This is a genomic window from Bradyrhizobium sp. UFLA05-112 (assembly GCF_053572325.1).
In genome coordinates this window covers 1-15,092 of the sequence record NZ_JBANBK010000009.1, presented here as the reverse complement: position 1 = coordinate 15,092, position 15,092 = coordinate 1, and the positions used below count along the sequence as shown (strand labels likewise).

20 protein-coding genes and 2 tRNA genes are annotated in these 15,092 nt (G+C 63.7%); 18 read left to right on the top strand and 4 right to left on the bottom strand.

Annotated features, from left to right (window positions below; genetic code table 11):
* Positions 1-151 precede the first annotated feature (151 nt).
* Positions 152-1,039 carry a dienelactone hydrolase family protein gene (locus SO180_RS07365; RefSeq protein WP_449378151.1) on the top strand — a complete coding sequence of 296 codons (888 nt, stop codon included), beginning with the start codon at positions 152-154 and terminating at the stop codon, positions 1,037-1,039.
* A gap of 52 nt (positions 1,040-1,091) precedes the next feature.
* On the opposite strand, the gene SO180_RS07360 is transcribed toward SO180_RS07365, so the two are convergent.
* Positions 1,092-1,733 carry a response regulator transcription factor gene (locus tag SO180_RS07360; RefSeq protein WP_449378150.1) on the bottom strand — a complete coding sequence of 214 codons (642 nt, stop codon included), beginning with the start codon at positions 1,731-1,733 and terminating at the stop codon, positions 1,092-1,094.
* A 374-nt stretch (positions 1,734-2,107) separates the two neighbouring features.
* Between SO180_RS07360 and SO180_RS07355 the strand changes: the two genes are divergently transcribed.
* Positions 2,108-2,320, top strand: a complete 213-nt coding sequence (locus SO180_RS07355; protein WP_449378149.1) for a hypothetical protein — start codon at positions 2,108-2,110, stop codon at positions 2,318-2,320.
* A gap of 80 nt (positions 2,321-2,400) precedes the next feature.
* Here SO180_RS07355 and SO180_RS07350 read toward each other — a convergent pair whose 3' ends face one another.
* Together SO180_RS07350 and SO180_RS07345 are read right to left on the bottom strand one after the other, a co-directional pair.
* On the bottom strand, positions 2,401-2,751 hold the full coding sequence (locus tag SO180_RS07350) for a RidA family protein (protein WP_449378148.1): 351 nt from the start codon (positions 2,749-2,751) through the stop codon (positions 2,401-2,403).
* A 51-nt stretch (positions 2,752-2,802) separates the two neighbouring features.
* A tRNA-Thr gene (locus tag SO180_RS07345) sits at positions 2,803-2,877 on the bottom strand.
* A gap of 318 nt (positions 2,878-3,195) precedes the next feature.
* Here SO180_RS07345 and SO180_RS07340 point away from each other — a divergent pair.
* From SO180_RS07340 to SO180_RS07320, 5 genes are all read left to right on the top strand, one after another.
* Entirely contained in the window at positions 3,196-3,375 is a 180-nt protein-coding gene (locus SO180_RS07340) for a hypothetical protein (RefSeq protein ID WP_449378261.1), read from the top strand.
* A 26-nt stretch (positions 3,376-3,401) separates the two neighbouring features.
* A complete protein-coding gene (locus SO180_RS07335) occupies positions 3,402-5,108 on the top strand; it encodes an FAD-dependent oxidoreductase (RefSeq protein ID WP_449378147.1) in 1,707 nt (568 codons plus the stop codon).
* Positions 5,109-5,214: 106 nt separating this feature from the next.
* Positions 5,215-5,523, top strand: coding sequence for an EthD family reductase (locus tag SO180_RS07330; RefSeq protein WP_449378146.1), 309 nt, complete (start codon positions 5,215-5,217; stop codon positions 5,521-5,523).
* A 215-nt stretch (positions 5,524-5,738) separates the two neighbouring features.
* Positions 5,739-6,248: a hypothetical protein gene (locus SO180_RS07325; protein WP_449378145.1), complete on the top strand. Its 510-nt coding sequence runs from the start codon at positions 5,739-5,741 to the stop codon at positions 6,246-6,248.
* Between the two features lie 124 nt (positions 6,249-6,372).
* Entirely contained in the window at positions 6,373-7,197 is an 825-nt protein-coding gene (locus SO180_RS07320) for an alpha/beta fold hydrolase (protein WP_449378144.1), read from the top strand.
* 6 nt (positions 7,198-7,203) lie between these two features.
* Here SO180_RS07320 and SO180_RS07315 read toward each other — a convergent pair whose 3' ends face one another.
* Positions 7,204-7,845 carry a TetR/AcrR family transcriptional regulator gene (locus SO180_RS07315; protein WP_449378143.1) on the bottom strand — a complete coding sequence of 214 codons (642 nt, stop codon included), beginning with the start codon at positions 7,843-7,845 and terminating at the stop codon, positions 7,204-7,206.
* Positions 7,846-7,932: 87 nt separating this feature from the next.
* On the opposite strand from SO180_RS07315, the gene SO180_RS07310 reads away from it, so the two are divergent.
* The 11 genes from SO180_RS07310 to SO180_RS07260 all read left to right on the top strand — a co-directional run bounded on the left by SO180_RS07310 (position 7,933) and on the right by SO180_RS07260 (position 15,056).
* Positions 7,933-8,871 (top strand): oxidoreductase, encoded by a 939-nt coding sequence (locus SO180_RS07310; RefSeq protein WP_449378142.1) that lies wholly within the window; start codon positions 7,933-7,935, stop codon positions 8,869-8,871.
* A 123-nt stretch (positions 8,872-8,994) separates the two neighbouring features.
* Positions 8,995-9,474 carry a DUF2948 family protein gene (locus tag SO180_RS07305; protein WP_449378141.1) on the top strand — a complete coding sequence of 160 codons (480 nt, stop codon included), beginning with the start codon at positions 8,995-8,997 and terminating at the stop codon, positions 9,472-9,474.
* A gap of 83 nt (positions 9,475-9,557) precedes the next feature.
* The gene (gene hisD / locus SO180_RS07300; RefSeq protein ID WP_449378140.1) at positions 9,558-10,853 is read left to right on the top strand and encodes a histidinol dehydrogenase; all 1,296 of its coding nucleotides are present in this window, start codon (positions 9,558-9,560) and stop codon (positions 10,851-10,853) included.
* Positions 10,850-11,344, top strand: a complete 495-nt coding sequence (locus SO180_RS07295; RefSeq protein WP_449378139.1) for a UPF0262 family protein — start codon at positions 10,850-10,852, stop codon at positions 11,342-11,344. Before hisD ends, SO180_RS07295 begins: the two co-directional genes overlap by 4 nt.
* 5 nt (positions 11,345-11,349) lie before the next feature.
* Complete coding sequence (locus tag SO180_RS07290; RefSeq protein ID WP_027520710.1) at positions 11,350-11,817, top strand: arsenate-mycothiol transferase ArsC; 468 nt, start codon at positions 11,350-11,352, stop codon at positions 11,815-11,817.
* A 204-nt stretch (positions 11,818-12,021) separates the two neighbouring features.
* Positions 12,022-12,651, top strand: a complete 630-nt coding sequence (locus tag SO180_RS07285; protein WP_449378138.1) for a Maf-like protein — start codon at positions 12,022-12,024, stop codon at positions 12,649-12,651.
* 226 nt (positions 12,652-12,877) lie between these two features.
* The gene (gene yacG, locus SO180_RS07280) at positions 12,878-13,060 is read left to right on the top strand and encodes a DNA gyrase inhibitor YacG (protein WP_449378137.1); all 183 of its coding nucleotides are present in this window, start codon (positions 12,878-12,880) and stop codon (positions 13,058-13,060) included.
* Between the two features lie 186 nt (positions 13,061-13,246).
* A tRNA-Phe gene (locus SO180_RS07275) sits at positions 13,247-13,322 on the top strand.
* A gap of 21 nt (positions 13,323-13,343) precedes the next feature.
* Entirely contained in the window at positions 13,344-13,808 is a 465-nt protein-coding gene (locus SO180_RS07270) for a DUF6538 domain-containing protein (RefSeq protein ID WP_449378260.1), read from the top strand.
* Positions 13,712-14,395, top strand: a complete 684-nt coding sequence (locus SO180_RS07265) for a PP2C family serine/threonine-protein phosphatase (protein WP_449378136.1) — start codon at positions 13,712-13,714, stop codon at positions 14,393-14,395. The genes SO180_RS07270 and SO180_RS07265 overlap by 97 nt, the downstream gene beginning before the upstream one ends.
* Positions 14,370-15,056 (top strand): protein kinase domain-containing protein, encoded by a 687-nt coding sequence (locus SO180_RS07260; RefSeq protein WP_449378135.1) that lies wholly within the window; start codon positions 14,370-14,372, stop codon positions 15,054-15,056. Before SO180_RS07265 ends, SO180_RS07260 begins: the two co-directional genes overlap by 26 nt.
* Positions 15,057-15,092 lie beyond the last annotated feature (36 nt).

Sequence of the window (15,092 nt, the reverse complement as noted above, 5' to 3'; positions counted from 1 at the left end):
CGAATCGAGTGTAGGACGGCGACGCCGCACCCGCAATCAGCGGAGGCCAGCTACGCGCCCGCGAGTCCTCTCGGGCTGGTGACTTGCGTTTCGATCGCAAATTGCCGATGGAATTCGTCGCGCTCGAAGATCAGACGAAGGGACAATCCGAATGACTGCCGAAACCACCATGACTGCCGACGTAGTTGGGTTGACCAGGGTCGCGCCGGTCTCGCGCCGCGCCTTCATGAGCGCGACCGCCGCGGTCGCCGCGGGTTACACGCTCGCCGCGGGACCCGTCCGCGCCGACGTCATCGCCACCGACACGACCGGCCTTCAGGCTGGCGATGCCGTGATCAAGGTCGGCGAGGGCGAAATGCCCGGCTACTATGCGCGTCCGGCCGGCGTCAGCCGCCCGCCGGTGGTCCTCGTGGCGATGGAGGTCTTCGGCCTGCACGAATACATCAAGGACGTGACGCGGCGCCTCGCCAAGCTCGGCGCATTGGCGATCGCGCCCAATTATTACCCCAACAAGGGGCCGGACCTGACCAAGATCACCGACACCAAGGAGCTCCTGCCCGTCGTCAACGCCAAGCCGGATGCCGAGCTTTTCGCCGATCTCGATGCCACGGTCGCCTGGGCCGCGTCGCAAGGCGGGGACACCAACAGGCTCGGCATGGTCGGATTCTGCCGCGGCGGGCGCTACGTCTGGGAATATGCCGCCCATAGCGATGCGCTGAAGGCCGCCGTCGCCTTCTACGGCTCGATCGTCGATCCCGCCAATCCGGTGTGGCCAAAGAGCCCGCTTCAGCTCGCACCCGAGATGAAGGCGCCTGTGCTCGGCCTTTATGGCGAAGCCGACACCGGCATTTCGGTCGCGCAGGTGGAGCAGATGAAGGCCGCCCTCGCGCAGAACAAGAAGACGGCCGAATTCAAGATCTACAAGGATGCCCCGCACGGCTTCCACGCGGACTACCGCCCCAGCTATCGCAAGGACGCGGCTGAGGATGCCTGGGCCCAGACGCAGGCCTGGTTCAGGAAGTATGGCGTGCTGAGCTGACAGCTACGTGCGCCGCGCGCGGGCGGCGTCATGCGCCGCCCGTCACGCTGACCTACTCGCTCACCCCTGATCCTTCTTCCGCCGGACCGGAGATGCCGAGCCGCTGGGCAATCGTGACCAGTAGAGCCACCGATTGAACGTTCAGTTTCTCCATGATCGCTTGGCGATGCGCCTTGATCGTTCGCTCCGCGCAGCCAAGCTCGCGCGCGGCATGCTTGTTTGTCTTGCCCTGTACAATGATCTCGAAGACCTGCCGCTGGCGCGGGCTCAGCGTCGACAGTCGGGCCCGAAGCACATCCAATTCGCCTTTTCGCGCGCGTTCTGTCGCGTGGCGCGTCATCGCCGCTTCGATTGCACTCAGTAGCTCCGTGGAACCGACTGGCTTGGTGAGGAAGTTGTCCGCTCCCGCCTTGATCGCTTTCACCGTGAGGCTGATGTCCGGGTAGCCGGTCAGAAACACAATGGGCAGCGTCGAGCCGAGCTCGGTCAAACGGCTTTGAAGCTCAGGGCCGCTCAAGTCAGGCATCCGGACATCCAGAAGAATGCAGCCACCGGCATCCAGGTCTGGCGGCTGGTCCAGCAACTGCTGAGCCGATGCATAAGTGACGACGCGGTAGCCGGTCTTTTCCAATAGTCGTCGGATAGCTGTTCGGAATGACACGTCGTCATCCACGACATGGATGATGCCGCGCATGTTTCTCCTGGGACGAAAAGTAGCTGTGCTTGCCTGTTATTCTTGTTTGTCCGTACAGCGCCTTCACGCCCGGCCAAGTCTTCTTGGATATGATGATCCTTGGATGTGATCTATCGATTCTGGATTGTCGAAGGCTAATTAAATCTACGAAAGCTGAGAAGTGATCTTCTGATCGCGAATGCCTGCCATGTGCACGATCAAGCAAAGTGGTTTTCGATTACCGATGAAGCGCAGAGCACAGGATCGCATCTGTTGGATCGCGGTCATGTCCGCGATAGCGTGTCGCTTTTTCTTGCCACAAATTAACGAGGCTTCGGCACCCAACCCGGATAGAAGGCGAGCGGCGGGGCTTCTTAAAAGCCAAGACGACAATTGTGAAGTTTGACGAACAGGAGCGCGGTACGCTGAAGCGTGCCGGCTTTTCCGTGGCGGACGACCACGAAGCGGCTTACCTCGAAGCCCTCGTCGCGATCGGTGCGCACGACGACGAGACCTTGTGGCTGACGATTACTTTGCCGAACTCCACGCGTGTCGTGTGCGCCTTGCCGCGCGATGAGACGATCGTCGCCATCGATGAGAACGGCTGACGCCGGTCCCCAAGATCACTTGCGCCGGTCTCGCGGCTGCCGGAGACCATCGTGGGATAGGGCTCGCCGGCCGGAAAGGCCTAGCGGCGGGCGGCGATCGCCGTCAGTTCCAGCTTGACGCCCGGGCCGAGATCCGCGACGCCGACCGCGGCACGCGCCGGCAGATGCTCCGCGGTGAAATAACGCTTCCACACCTGGTTGAGTGCCGCCTTGTCGGCGAGATCAGTCACGTAGATCGTCACCTGCAGAACGCAGGAGAGATCGGAGCCGGCCCCCTCGAGCAGGGTCTTCAACTGGCGAAGCACGTCGTCGGCCTGGCCCGCCATGTCGAGCCCGGCATCCTCGGGAACGACGCCGCCGAGATAGAGCACGCCATTATGCTCGACGATCTCGTGGAGCAGTCCTTCATAGGGCAGGGAGCGTTTGATCAACATGGCATCCGTGAGGTGCAGGACGGGACATCGTCGGCGAATGGGGAAGACTGGTGCTGCCGGACAGGATTGAACTGTCGACCTCTCCCTTACCAAGGGAGTGCTCTACCACTGAGCTACGGCAGCAAATGCTGGCAAAGAATCGGGCCGCGACGTGGGCCCGCCAAGCGGGGCGATGTCTGCCACAAGCCCCCCTTCTGCGCAAGCGCGCTTGCCCTGCGAAATCGATAAATCGGCCCGGTTGCGTACCCGAAGCGGCTAATTTGACCCGAAATGACCCGCTTTGGGGCGATTTGGTTCCGCAAAATCCCCAGCCAACTGGCCAGTTGGCCGCAACCCTGAATTCGACCAATTCTGGCCGCTTCGTTGCTTCGGCCGGCCACCGCCTCTTGAGCTGTCCTCGATCGATGGCAGGATGCCATCGATCATGATGATGGGCCCGTGATGACCGAAAACGACGACAAGACGCGATCAGGGGGCGCCCGGCAGGATCGGCTGAAATCGGCGCTGCGTGAGAACCTGAAGCGGCGCAAGGCGCAGGCGCGCGAGCGCGCCGGGGCCGGTCCCTCGCGGGAGGACGAACCAACCCCGGATGAGGAGATCGCCGGTAAGGCCGGCGGCTAGATTTTTTGGAATGAGCGAGAGCGGTGATGGCGCAGGATGGACCGGAACGAACCGACAGGGACACACTGATCTCGCACTTCTCACGCCCCGAGCAGACCTTTCCGACCCTGATGCCGGCCGAGATCGAGCGCCTGCGCCAATTTGGTGAGATCAGGCATTACGAGAGCGGCGAGCTGCTGTTCGAGACCGGCAAGCGCGGGCCGGGCATGTTCGTGGTGCTGTCGGGCCGTGTCGCCATCACCCAGCGCGACGGGCTTGGTCACGTCACGCCGGTGATCGACCAAGGGCCCGGCCAGTTTCTGGCTGAGCTCGGCCAGCTTTCGGGGCGGCCCGCGCTGGTCGACGGCCGTGCCGACGGTGATGTCGCGACGCTTCTGATCCCACCGGAGCGGCTGCGCGCTCTGCTGGTCGCGGAAGCCAATCTTGGTGAGCGCATCATGCGCGCGCTGATCTTGCGTCGGGTCAGTTTGATCCAGGGCGGCGTCGGCGGCCCCGTGCTGATCGGCCCCTCGCATTCGGCCGGTGTGGTGCGCTTGCAGGGTTTTCTCACTCGCAACGGCCAGCCGCATCACCTGCTCGACCCTGACAGCGAGCACGATGCGGCCGAGTTGATCGCGCGCTATTCGCCAAAACCCGAGGACTGGCCGCTCGTCGTCACCGCCGACGGCACCGTGCTGCGCAATCCGACTGAGATCGAGCTTGGACGCGCGATCGGCATGATCGGTGGTCCCCGCGGCGAAAAGATCTATGACGTCGCGATCGTCGGCTGCGGACCGGCCGGACTTGCGACCGCTGTTTATGCGGCCTCCGAAGGCCTCTCGGTCGCCGTACTCGATACCCGCGCTTTCGGCGGCCAAGCCGGCGCCAGCGCGCGCATCGAGAATTATCTCGGCTTTCCGACCGGCATTTCCGGCCAGGCGCTCGCGGGCCGCGCATTTACACAGGCGCAGAAGTTCGGCGCCGACATCATGATCCCGATGTCGGCGCAGTCGCTGGATTGCTCGCGCGCTGGCGGCACCTTCGCACTGATGCTCGACTGCGGCGACACCTTGCGCTCGCGCGCGGTCGTGGTCGCGAGCGGCGCGCGCTATCGCCGGCCGGGAATCGAGAATTTGGAGAAATTCGAGGGCCGCGGCGTCTGGTATTGGGCCTCGCCGGTCGAAGCGAGGCTCTGTTCCGGCGAGGAGGTGGCCCTCGTCGGCGCCGGCAACTCGGCGGGGCAGGCCGCGGTGTTCCTGTCGGGCCACGCGAAGAAAGTGCTGATGATCATTCGCGGCGGTGGTTTGGGCGCCAGCATGTCGCGCTATCTCATCGAGCGCATCGAGGCGACACCGAACATCGAGCTGTTGTTCAACACCGAGATCGTCGCGCTCGAGGGCGACGAGGCTTCGCTGCTCCGACGGATCCGCTGGAGGAGCCGGCTGTCGACCGACGAGGACGCCGCCGATATCCGCAACCTTTTCCTGTTCGTCGGCGCCGATCCCGCGACCACCTGGCTCGACGGCTGCGGCGTCACGCTCGATCGTGGCGGCTTCGTCGTCACCGGCGCGCAGTCCGAGCAGAACCAGGGCCGGCTCGTCGCGCCGCTCGAAACCTCCGTGCCCGGCGTCTACGCCGTCGGCGACGTGCGCTCCGGCTCGGTCAAGCGGGTCGGCGGCGCCATCGGCGAGGGCGCGCAGGTCGTGGCCGCCCTGCACGGTTTCCTCGGCGATGCCGCGAAACCGGCGCTTTGATCTGTCCTATGGTGCGCACTCCATCTCCTCATCTTGAGGAGCGCGCCCTTGCGCGCCTCCTCGCCATGAGGGTTTAATGGTGAGACAACAAAATCGGGAGGACTAAATGGCTGAACTCGTCGTGCTCTACAAGACGCCCAAGGATGCCGCGGCCTTCGACAAGCACTATGCCGAAATCCATATTCCGCTGGCAAAGAAGCTTCCTGGCCTGAAGAAGTATGCGGTGAGCAAGGGGCCGGTCGGGACACCCGCCGGTCCGTCGCAATTCCACCTGGTCGCGATCCTGACCTTTGACAGCGTCGGCGATATCCAGAAGGCGTTTGGTACGCCGGAAGGCAAGGCGGCGGCAGCCGACGTTGGGGTATTCGCAACCGGCGGCGTCGAGATGCAGATCTTCGAAACGCGCGAGGTGTAGGCGCGACCTCTGCCGGCGGCGGCAACCGATCCTTCTCGTTCGACGCAAGACTGAGCGCCTGACATTGCCGATATGACACTTGTGCAAACACATGCATGCATTTGCCGCGTCGAACGGCGAATGCATGGCTTGGCGCATGCGCGTAGCAACATCGTGTGTGGCAATCCGATGAGGGCCGTAATACCATTCTCCCGATCTCAATGGGGAGAGTAGCCATGGTCCTTGGGTTGAGCCTGCCTGCCTTCACGATGCTCCATGTCATCATCAGCCTGATCGCAATCGTCGCCGGTCTTGCCGTGATGTTCGGACTGCTCGGCTCGAAGCCGATGCCGGTTCTCACCGCGATCTTCCTGCTGTTCACGATTCTGACCAGCGTCACCGGCTTCCTGTTTCCATTCAAGGAGCTGTTGCCGTCGCATATGGTCGGCATCCTCTCGCTGGTGCTGCTCGCGATCGCCTGCATCGCGCTCTATGGCATGAAGCTCTCCGGCGCCTGGCGACCAATCTATGTCGTGACGGCGATGACGTCGCTCTATCTCAACGTCTTCGTGCTGATTATCCAGTCGTTCCTCAAGGTGCCCGCACTGGCGGCGCTGGCGCCGGCCGTGCCGCCGGCTCCGCCGTCGGGCCCTGTGTTCGCGGTCGTGCAGGGCATCGTGCTGGTGTTCTTCGTGCTCGTGATCATCGGCGCCTGGCGCCGCTTCAGGCCGATGGCGTTTGCCTGAGCTCGCACTCGTCATTCCGGGGCATCGCGCAGCGATGAACCCGGAATCTGCGCGACGATCTCCAGATTCCGGGTTCACGCTACGCGTGCCCCGGAATGACTCCAAGAGCGATAAGGAGCAGATCATGCCCACCATCACCACCAAAGACGGCGTCGAGATCTTCTACAAGGACTGGGGCAAGGGGCAGCCGATCGTGTTCAGCCATGGCTGGCCGCTGTCGTCGGATGACTGGGACGCCCAGATGCTGTTCTTCCTCAACCACGGCTACCGCGTCATCGCCCATGACCGCCGCGGCCACGGCCGCTCCAGCCAGGTCGCTGACGGCCACGACATGGATCACTATGCCGATGATCTCGCTGCACTCACCGCCCATCTCGATCTGAAGAACGCCATTCACGTCGGCCATTCCACCGGTGGCGGTGAGGTCGTGCACTACATTGCCCGCCATGGCGAGAGCCGGGTGGCGAAGGCCGCGATCATCGCGGCGGTGCCGCCCTTGATGGTGCAGACGCCGGCCAATCCCGGTGGCCTGCCCAAGGAGGTGTTTGACGGACTGCAGGCGCAGCTCGCAGCCAACCGTTCGCAATTCTATCGTGATCTGCCGGCCGGCCCGTTCTATGGCTACAATCGTCCCGGCGCAAAGCCGTCGGAACCGGTGATCCAGAACTGGTGGCGTCAGGGCATGATGGGCGGCGCGAAAGCGCATTATGATGGTGTCGTCGCGTTCTCGCAGACAGACTTCACCGAGGATCTGAAGAAGATCAACGTGCCCGTCCTCGTCATGCACGGCGACGACGACCAGATCGTCCCCTACGCCGACTCCGGACCGCTCTCGGCCAAGCTCCTGAAGAACGGCACACTGAAGACCTACAAGGGCTTCCCGCACGGCATGCCGACCACGGAAGCGGAGACAATCAACGCGGACCTGCTGGCTTTTTTTAAGGGGTAGAGCACCTCACTTCAAAATCCCTCTGATCGCGTCGAACATGCGCTTGACGAAGGCTTCCGGCTTTTCGCGCGCGTCTTCGGTGGCCCAGACTTCGCCGCCGACGCGCATCGCGCCGGTTGCGATCATCGCGACAAGGCGCGCGCGGAGCTTTTCGGACTTCTTGTTCGTGCGCCGGGCGAGCCCTTGCGCAAGCGCGCGTTCGAGCTGCTCATATTTGAGCTGGTCGCGCGCTTGCAGGGTGGGATTGTCGCGTTTGAGCCGCGCCATGGCGAGCGCCTCGCCCGGATCCAGCCGTTTCGTCGCTGCCGCGATGGCATTTTCTGCGGCCGTCAGCATGGATTCGCTCGCAGGGCGCGCCGCGACCTCCTCGGTGAGCGAGGCGGCGATATCCTCCTGCCAGGCGAAGACCACGTCCTCCTTGCTCGCGAAATAGTGAAAGAAGCTGCGGCGTGACACCTCGGCGGCCGCGGCGATATCGTCGATCGTCGTCGCCTCGAAGCCGCGCTGAAGGAACAGCGCCATCGCCGCCCGGGTCAGCCGCTCCCGTGTTGCTTCGCGCTTGCGTTGCCGAAGGCCGATCGCGGGGGCGGATTTCTCCCTCGGCGACAAGGGCCTGGCCCGGCTTCTGGCCGTCTTCGCGGCGGTCAATTTTTCACCTCTTGCAAATTTGCACTAAGTGCACATTTGGAGCGGTCGCGGGGCGCTTCAATGAGAACCAACGTGCTGGAGACTGGCATGCCCGACTGGACCACGGCCGATATTCCTTCGCTCGACGGCAAGACCGCAATCGTCACCGGCGCAAGCGGCGGGCTCGGCTATGAGACCGCGCTGGCGCTCGCGGGTGCCGGCGCTATCGTCATACTCGCCGGCCGCAGCGAGGCAAAGGGCCAGCGCGCCCTTGAGCTGATCTGCAATCGCTTCCCAAACGCGCTGGTCGCCTATGAGGAGCTCGATCTCGCAAGGCTCGGTTCGGTCGCCGAGTTTGCCAGGCGGTTTTCGGGTAGCCATGACCGGCTGGACATCTTGGTCAACAATGCCGGCGTGATGGCCTTGCCGAAACGCTGCGAGACGGTCGACGGGTTCGAGATGCAGCTCGGCACCAACTATCTCGGCCACTACGCATTGACGGCGCATCTGTCACCGCAGCTCCGCCGTGCACAGGGCGCGCGCGTGGTCCAGCTCGCAAGCCTTGCGCATCGCTCCGGTCGAATCGATTTCGACGATCTCCAGAGTAAGCGCTCCTATCGGCCCTGGCGCGCCTACTGCCAGTCCAAGCTTGCGATGCTGATGTTTGCGTTGGAGTTGCAGCGCCGCAGCGATGCTGCCGGCTGGGGGTTCGAAAGCGTGGCCGCGCATCCCGGCTATGCGCGCACCGAGCTGATCGCCAATGGTCCGGGCACCGGTACCCTGTCGTGGCGTATCGGCCGGCTGATCCAGCCCTATATCAGCCAGTCCGCGGCCGAGGGCGCGCTGCCGACGCTGTTCGCCGCGACCTCGCCCGCGGCGCAAGGGGGCGGCTATTATGGTCCGAACGGGTTCTATGAATTGAAGGGCGCGCCGGCGCCGGCGAGAATCATGCCGCAGGCGATGGATCTCGCGTCAGCGGCGATGTTGTGGGATGCCTCGGCGACGCTGACCGGCATATCCTTCGAGGAGTTCGCAGCCGCCGCCTGACCGGGGGAGGCGATCGCGATAGCGATGGCCTCCGGACCACCGGGCGGATAGCTTCTACAGCAACCGCCGCGGTCCGGCCGCGTTAAGGCGCAGCCCCGCGAGGTCCATGTGAGGTGCAGGCCAATGCCGCCCCAACTCAAGCTGATTGCGCTCGATGCCGACGACCTCGCCGTCATCTCGACCCATGTGCAGGACGCGCGGGTGCAGACCTCCGACATCATCTGGCGGCAGGGCGAGAAGCGGCTGGTGATCGGCATGAACCGGCTGGACTGGGAGCAGACGCTGGACGGCGAGGCCGAGCCGCGCCGGCTGGTCTCCGCGCTCCGCTTCGACCGCGTCCTCGCCTGCAAGTCGCGCAATATCGACCTCGCCGCGCTCGAGCGGGTCTTGGACCTCGTCGGCATCGAGTTTCACGGTCAAAACGCCCCTGGCGGCAGCGCACTGCTCCTGTTCGCCCATGGCGGCGCGATCCGGCTGGACGTCGAATGTCTGGAATGCGAGCTGACCGATCTGGGCACGGACGAACTGGGGACGGGTGAAAGCGGGGAGGCGGACCAGGGGGCAGGACGGCGTCAAGCCGGGACGACGTCTCCCAAGGGTTGACGGCGGTGGCCCGCCGCGCCATTGAGCAGGGGACCTGGTGAGCCCGATCCACCCCCAGAGACCAGCCAAAAGACCATCGCCACATGCCCATTCGCCTCGACCGCAGCAGTGCCGATTTCGACCAGCGATTTGTGGCCTTCCTAGCCGCCAAGCGCGAGGTCTCGGCCGACGTCGAGGCCGCCGCGCGCTCAATTGTCGATGATGTGGCGAGGCGCGGCGATACCGCGCTGATCGAGGCGACGCGCAAGTTCGACCGGCTCGAGCTCGATGCGGCCTCCTTGCGCGTCTCGGCCGCCGAGATCGAGGCCGCGACGAAAGCCTGCGATGCCGCAACGCTGGATGCGCTCAAGCTCGCCCGCGACCGCATCGAGACCTATCACGCGCGCCAACTGCCGAAGGACGAGCGCTTCACCGATCCGCTCGGCGTCGAGCTCGGCTGGCGCTACACCGCGATCGAATCGGCCGGCCTCTACGTGCCCGGCGGGACCGCGGCCTATCCGTCCTCGGTGCTGATGAATGCGGTGCCGGCCAAGGTCGCCGGCGTTGCGCGCCTCGTGATGGTGGTGCCGGCGCCCGACGGCAAGCTCAATCCGCTGGTGCTGGCGGCCGCCCGCCTCGGCGGTGTCAGCGAGATCTATCGCGTCGGCGGCGCGCAGGCGGTGGCCGCGCTCGCCCATGGCACCGCAACGATCGCGCCGGTCGCAAAGATCGTCGGCCCCGGCAACGCCTATGTCGCCGCGGCAAAACGGCTGGTGTTCGGCAAGGTCGGCATCGACATGATTGCCGGCCCCTCCGAGGTGCTGGTCATTGCCGACGACAGCGGCAATGCCGACTGGATTGCCGCCGACCTGCTGGCTCAGGCTGAGCATGATGCGAGCGCGCAGTCGATCCTGATCACCGACTCTGCGCGGCTCGCCGCCGATGTCGAAGCGGCCGTCGAAGCGCAGTTGAAGACGCTGCCGCGCGCTGCCATCGCCGGCGCTTCGTGGGCCGATTTCGGCGCGATCATCATGGTGAAGAACCTTAGTGAGGCGATCCCGCTCGCCGACGCCATCGCCGCCGAGCATCTCGAGATCATGACGACGGACGCCGATGCGCTCGCGGCAAGGATTCGCAATGCCGGCGCGGTGTTCCTCGGCGCGCATACGCCCGAAGCGATCGGCGACTATGTCGGCGGGTCCAACCACGTGCTGCCGACCGCGCGCTCGGCGCGCTTCTCCTCGGGGCTTTCGGTGCACGACTTCATGAAGCGCACCTCGATCCTGAAATGCGGCCCCGACCAGCTCCGTGCGCTAGGACCTGCCGCGATGGCGCTCGGCAAAGCGGAAGGGTTGGACGCCCATGCGCGCTCGGTGGGATTGCGCCTCAATCTGTCATGAACAAGCCCGCACAGGACGACACGCAGAATCGCATCGTCGGCGTCACGCTCGACGAGGAATCGATTGGCCGCTCCGGGCCGGACATCGAGCATGAGCGCGCGATCGCGATCTACGATCTGATCGAGCAGAACCTGTTCGCGCCGGAAGGCGCCGACGGCCAGGGCCCGTTCACGCTGCATATCGGCATCACCGGCAACCGGTTGATGTTCGACATTCGCAAGGAGGACGGCTCGCCCGTGGTCGCGCATCTGTTGTCGCTGACGCCGTTTCGGCGGATCGTGAAGGACTATTTCATGATCTGCGACAGCTACTACCAGGCGATCCGGACAGCTACGCCGGACAAGATCGAGGCGATCGACATGGGCCGCCGCGGCATCCATGACGAGGGATCGCGCACGCTCCAGGAGCGGCTGAAGGGCAAGGTGCGGGTGGATTTCGAGACCTCGCGCCGGCTGTTCACGCTCATTACTGTCCTGCACTGGAAAGGCTGATCGCGGTGGCGGCGCCCCCACGCGCACGCGATCCGCAATCGGTGTTGTTCGCCTGCGCGCTCAACAGCGTGCGCTCGCCGATGGCCGAGAGCCTGTTGCACCACATGTTTCCGCACGGGCTCTATGTGAAGTCCGCCGGCGCCAGGAAGGGCGAACTGGATCCCTTCGCGGTCGCCGTGATGGCCGAGCTCGGGCAGGACATCTCCACCCACAAGCCGCAGACCTTTGAGGAGCTGGAGGACTGGGAGGGGTTGAACTTCGACCTCATCATCACGCTGTCGCCCGAGGCCCATCATAAGGCACTGGAGCTGACGCGCACGCTCGCCGCCGATGTCGAGTACTGGCCGACGCATGATCCGACGGGCACCGAAGGCAGCCGCGACCAGAAGCTCGCCGCCTATCGCGAGGTCTGCGACCAGCTCCTGCTGCGCATCCGCAAGCGCTTTGCGAAGGCCGGGGCTGCGAGCGGGTGACTCTCGTGCCCCGGCTCAGCATCTTTCAGGCCGCGCCGCGTCCGGGACACGAAACCTGCCCGTAACACCCGCGTCACAGACAGCAGGCACACGCATCTCTGGGCGCCCGAATCGCTTAAGTCTGGGTTCCCGGGTTGTGAAAACGGCCCCCTTCCGATAGGTTCCGCGCGCAATTCACCCCTGCTTCGTTCCCCAAATCACCTGATGCTCGGCCGCCCCAAATTCGTTCTTGCCTCCGGTTCGCCACGGCGCCTGTCACTGCTCAATCAGGCGGGCATCGAGCCCGATGCCTTGCGCCCGGCCGATGTCGACGAGACGCCGAAGCGGGGCGAGCTGCCGCGCGCCTGCGCCAACCGCCTCGCCCGGGCAAAAGCTGATGCGGCGCTCAAATCCGTGCAGCTCGACGACGAGCTGCGCGGCGCCTTCGTCCTCTCGGCCGACACCGTTGTTGCGGTCGGCCGCCGCATTCTGCCCAAGGCCAACCTGGTGGACGAGGCGGCGCAGTGCCTGCGGCTGCTGTCAGGGCGCAACCACCGCGTCTACACCGCGATCTGCCTCGTCACCCCGCGCGAGGCGTTCCGCCAGCGCCTGGTCGAGACCCGGGTCCGCTTCAAGCGCCTCTCCGAGGATGACATCCAGGCCTATATCGGCTCCGGCGAATGGCGCGGCAAGGCCGGCGGCTACGCCGTGCAGGGCATCGCTGGCTCCTTCGTGGTCAAGATGGTCGGTTCCTACAGCAACGTCGTCGGCCTGCCGCTCTACGAGACCACCACGCTGCTTGGCGGCGAAGGTTTTCCGATCCGCTTCGGCTGGCTCAACGCCATCGGCGTGTGAGCCTTGGGTTGGCTTAAACAAAAATCTCGAAAACAACCCCATGCAAAGTAGAAGGCCCTGGCCGGAGGGCCCTCTTGCCCATGGAATTCAAGTGCCGCCGCACCGGTGGTGAGCACCCTCCTCCTTGTGGGGGAGGGCCGAGGAGGAGCGTGGCCACGAGTCCCGCCGCCTCAAGGAACCCAGCCCCCCGCCGCCCCTTATCCCCGACTTCGTGTAGGCTCACCTCATGGACGACCAAGTCAAAAAGCCGCTTCCCCCGCTCAAGACCTGTCCGATTTGCGGCAAGCCGCAGTCCCAGGCCACCCGCCCGTTCTGCTCCTCGCGCTGCCGAGACGTCGATCTCAACCGCTGGCTCAAGGGCTCCTACGTCATCCCCGGCCGCGACGACGAAACCGACGACGTCGAATAACCAAGTATTATCATATTGTTATATGGTGCGAGGGAGGCGCCCGCCGGCTCCATCCCGGTGCCGCCCCACCTTGTACACAGCCGGGCCGCGCCCGGCGAAACCTTCAGGCGAAGCCGGGTGGACAGGGCGCCTCCAGCCCACTATAAACCGCCCGCTCGATGGGCCTTGGCCCCTCTCTTGGAGCACGCCCAGGTAGCTCAGTTGGTAGAGCATGCGACTGAAAATCGCAGTGTCGGTGGTTCGATTCCGCCCCTGGGCACCACGGCCCTACTAAGGGCCTGATATCCAAGGCCAATCAGCAATATCAACGGCTTATCCGCTCCTCAGTGGTACAGAAGAGTGGTACAAATGCCGTTGGCCATGTCACGTCCGTGGGCATCCAAAAACGGGAATTTATCAGCTCCGGAGAGCAGTCCCGGAGGATCTGCGTGCGCTCGTCGGCAAGCGGGAAGAGAAAGTAAGCCTTCAAACCCGCGATCCCGGTGAGGCTAAGCAGCGGTTTGCGAAGGCGCTTGCTGAGCTAGAGGTTCGCTGGGCCAATTTGCGTGCTGGACCCAAGCCTCTGACCGAGCGTGAGGCGCACCAGTTGGCGGTCACCGAGCATGATCGATGGATCAACGACTTTGGCGATAATCCGAGCCAACAGACGCAATGGGACCTGCGACTTGGCGATTGGCTTTTTGGAGCTCCGCCGAGCGGTCCTCAATCGGTTCTCGCATTATCGTTCGTTCGTTCTGTCGCAGCGTAAAGAGCTACTTGGAAGGCGGTGGAACTTTGGCCGGCTTATCTCGCGAAGTTGCGAGTGATTGGCTCGACGACATGCGCGGGCGGATTGAAATCACCTCAAGGTCCGCCGAGCTCACTCCGCGCGACTTCGCTGCGACGCTAGTCGGATGCATTGTCGGGAACGGCACAGCCAAGGTACTCCATGTCGGTGACGGAGCAGCTGTCTATCGTACGTCTAACTCTGACGAGTGGAGTATCGGCAGCTGGCCGTCTCATGGCGAGTATGCATCCACGACCTATTTTGTAACCGACGATCCCGAGCCGTCGTTTCAGCTGAATGAGATTGATGGCTCTGTGTCTGAGCTCGCTGTCTTCACGGACGGCATTGAGCATCTCGTCCTAAATTTCTCGACGCACAGCGCGTTTCCTCCCTTCTTCAATCAGATGTTCTCCGGCTTCAAACCCGGCCGGAGTGGGAAGAACCGTAACTTGTCACGACATCTCGGCAATTATCTGAATAGTCCGTCGGTGTGCGACAGGACTGATGACGACAAAACACTGTTACTTGCTCGCCGAACCCCAAATGTCGCGTCTCAAGAGCATATTTGATCAGCAGAGGAAGCCGGTCCCGCTTGGTAAGCTGCTGGGACGCGGCGGTGAAGGTGCTGTTTTCGAGATTGTCGGCGAACCGCATCTTGTAGCCAAGATATATCATCCTGATAAGGCGCGGGAGCGGCAGCAAAAGATTGCGGCCATGGTCGCGAGTGGAATTCAGACCAAAGTATCCAATGCGGCGTTTCCGTTATCTCCGCTATACGAGGGCGCCGGTACGTTTGCCGGCTTCACGATGCATCGCATCGGCAAACAAAAGCCCGTTCACCAGCTGTATTCGCCTGCTAGTAGGCGAAATGAATTCCCAAACGCGGACTATAGACTGCTCCTTCGAACCGCACAAAATATCGCGCGTGCGGTTGCCGCTGTGCATTCGACAGGCTGCGTTATCGGCGATCTAAATCACTCGGGTATCTTGGTCGGCGCTGACGCCACCGCGACCCTCATTGACTGCGATTCATTTCAGTTCTCGGCTAACGGGAAGGCGTTCTACTGCGCGGTTGGCGTGCCCGACTACACACCTCCCGAGCTACAGGGGAGATCGCTCGAGAATATAAATCGAACGCCCAACCATGACGCCTTTGGATTGGGCGTAGCTATCTTTAGCTTGCTGTTTCTAGTCTTACTGAGTCAGAAATCCACGGACCAAGCTGGGTGAGAATCGCATATTGAAGGAGATTCAACGCGAGATCGA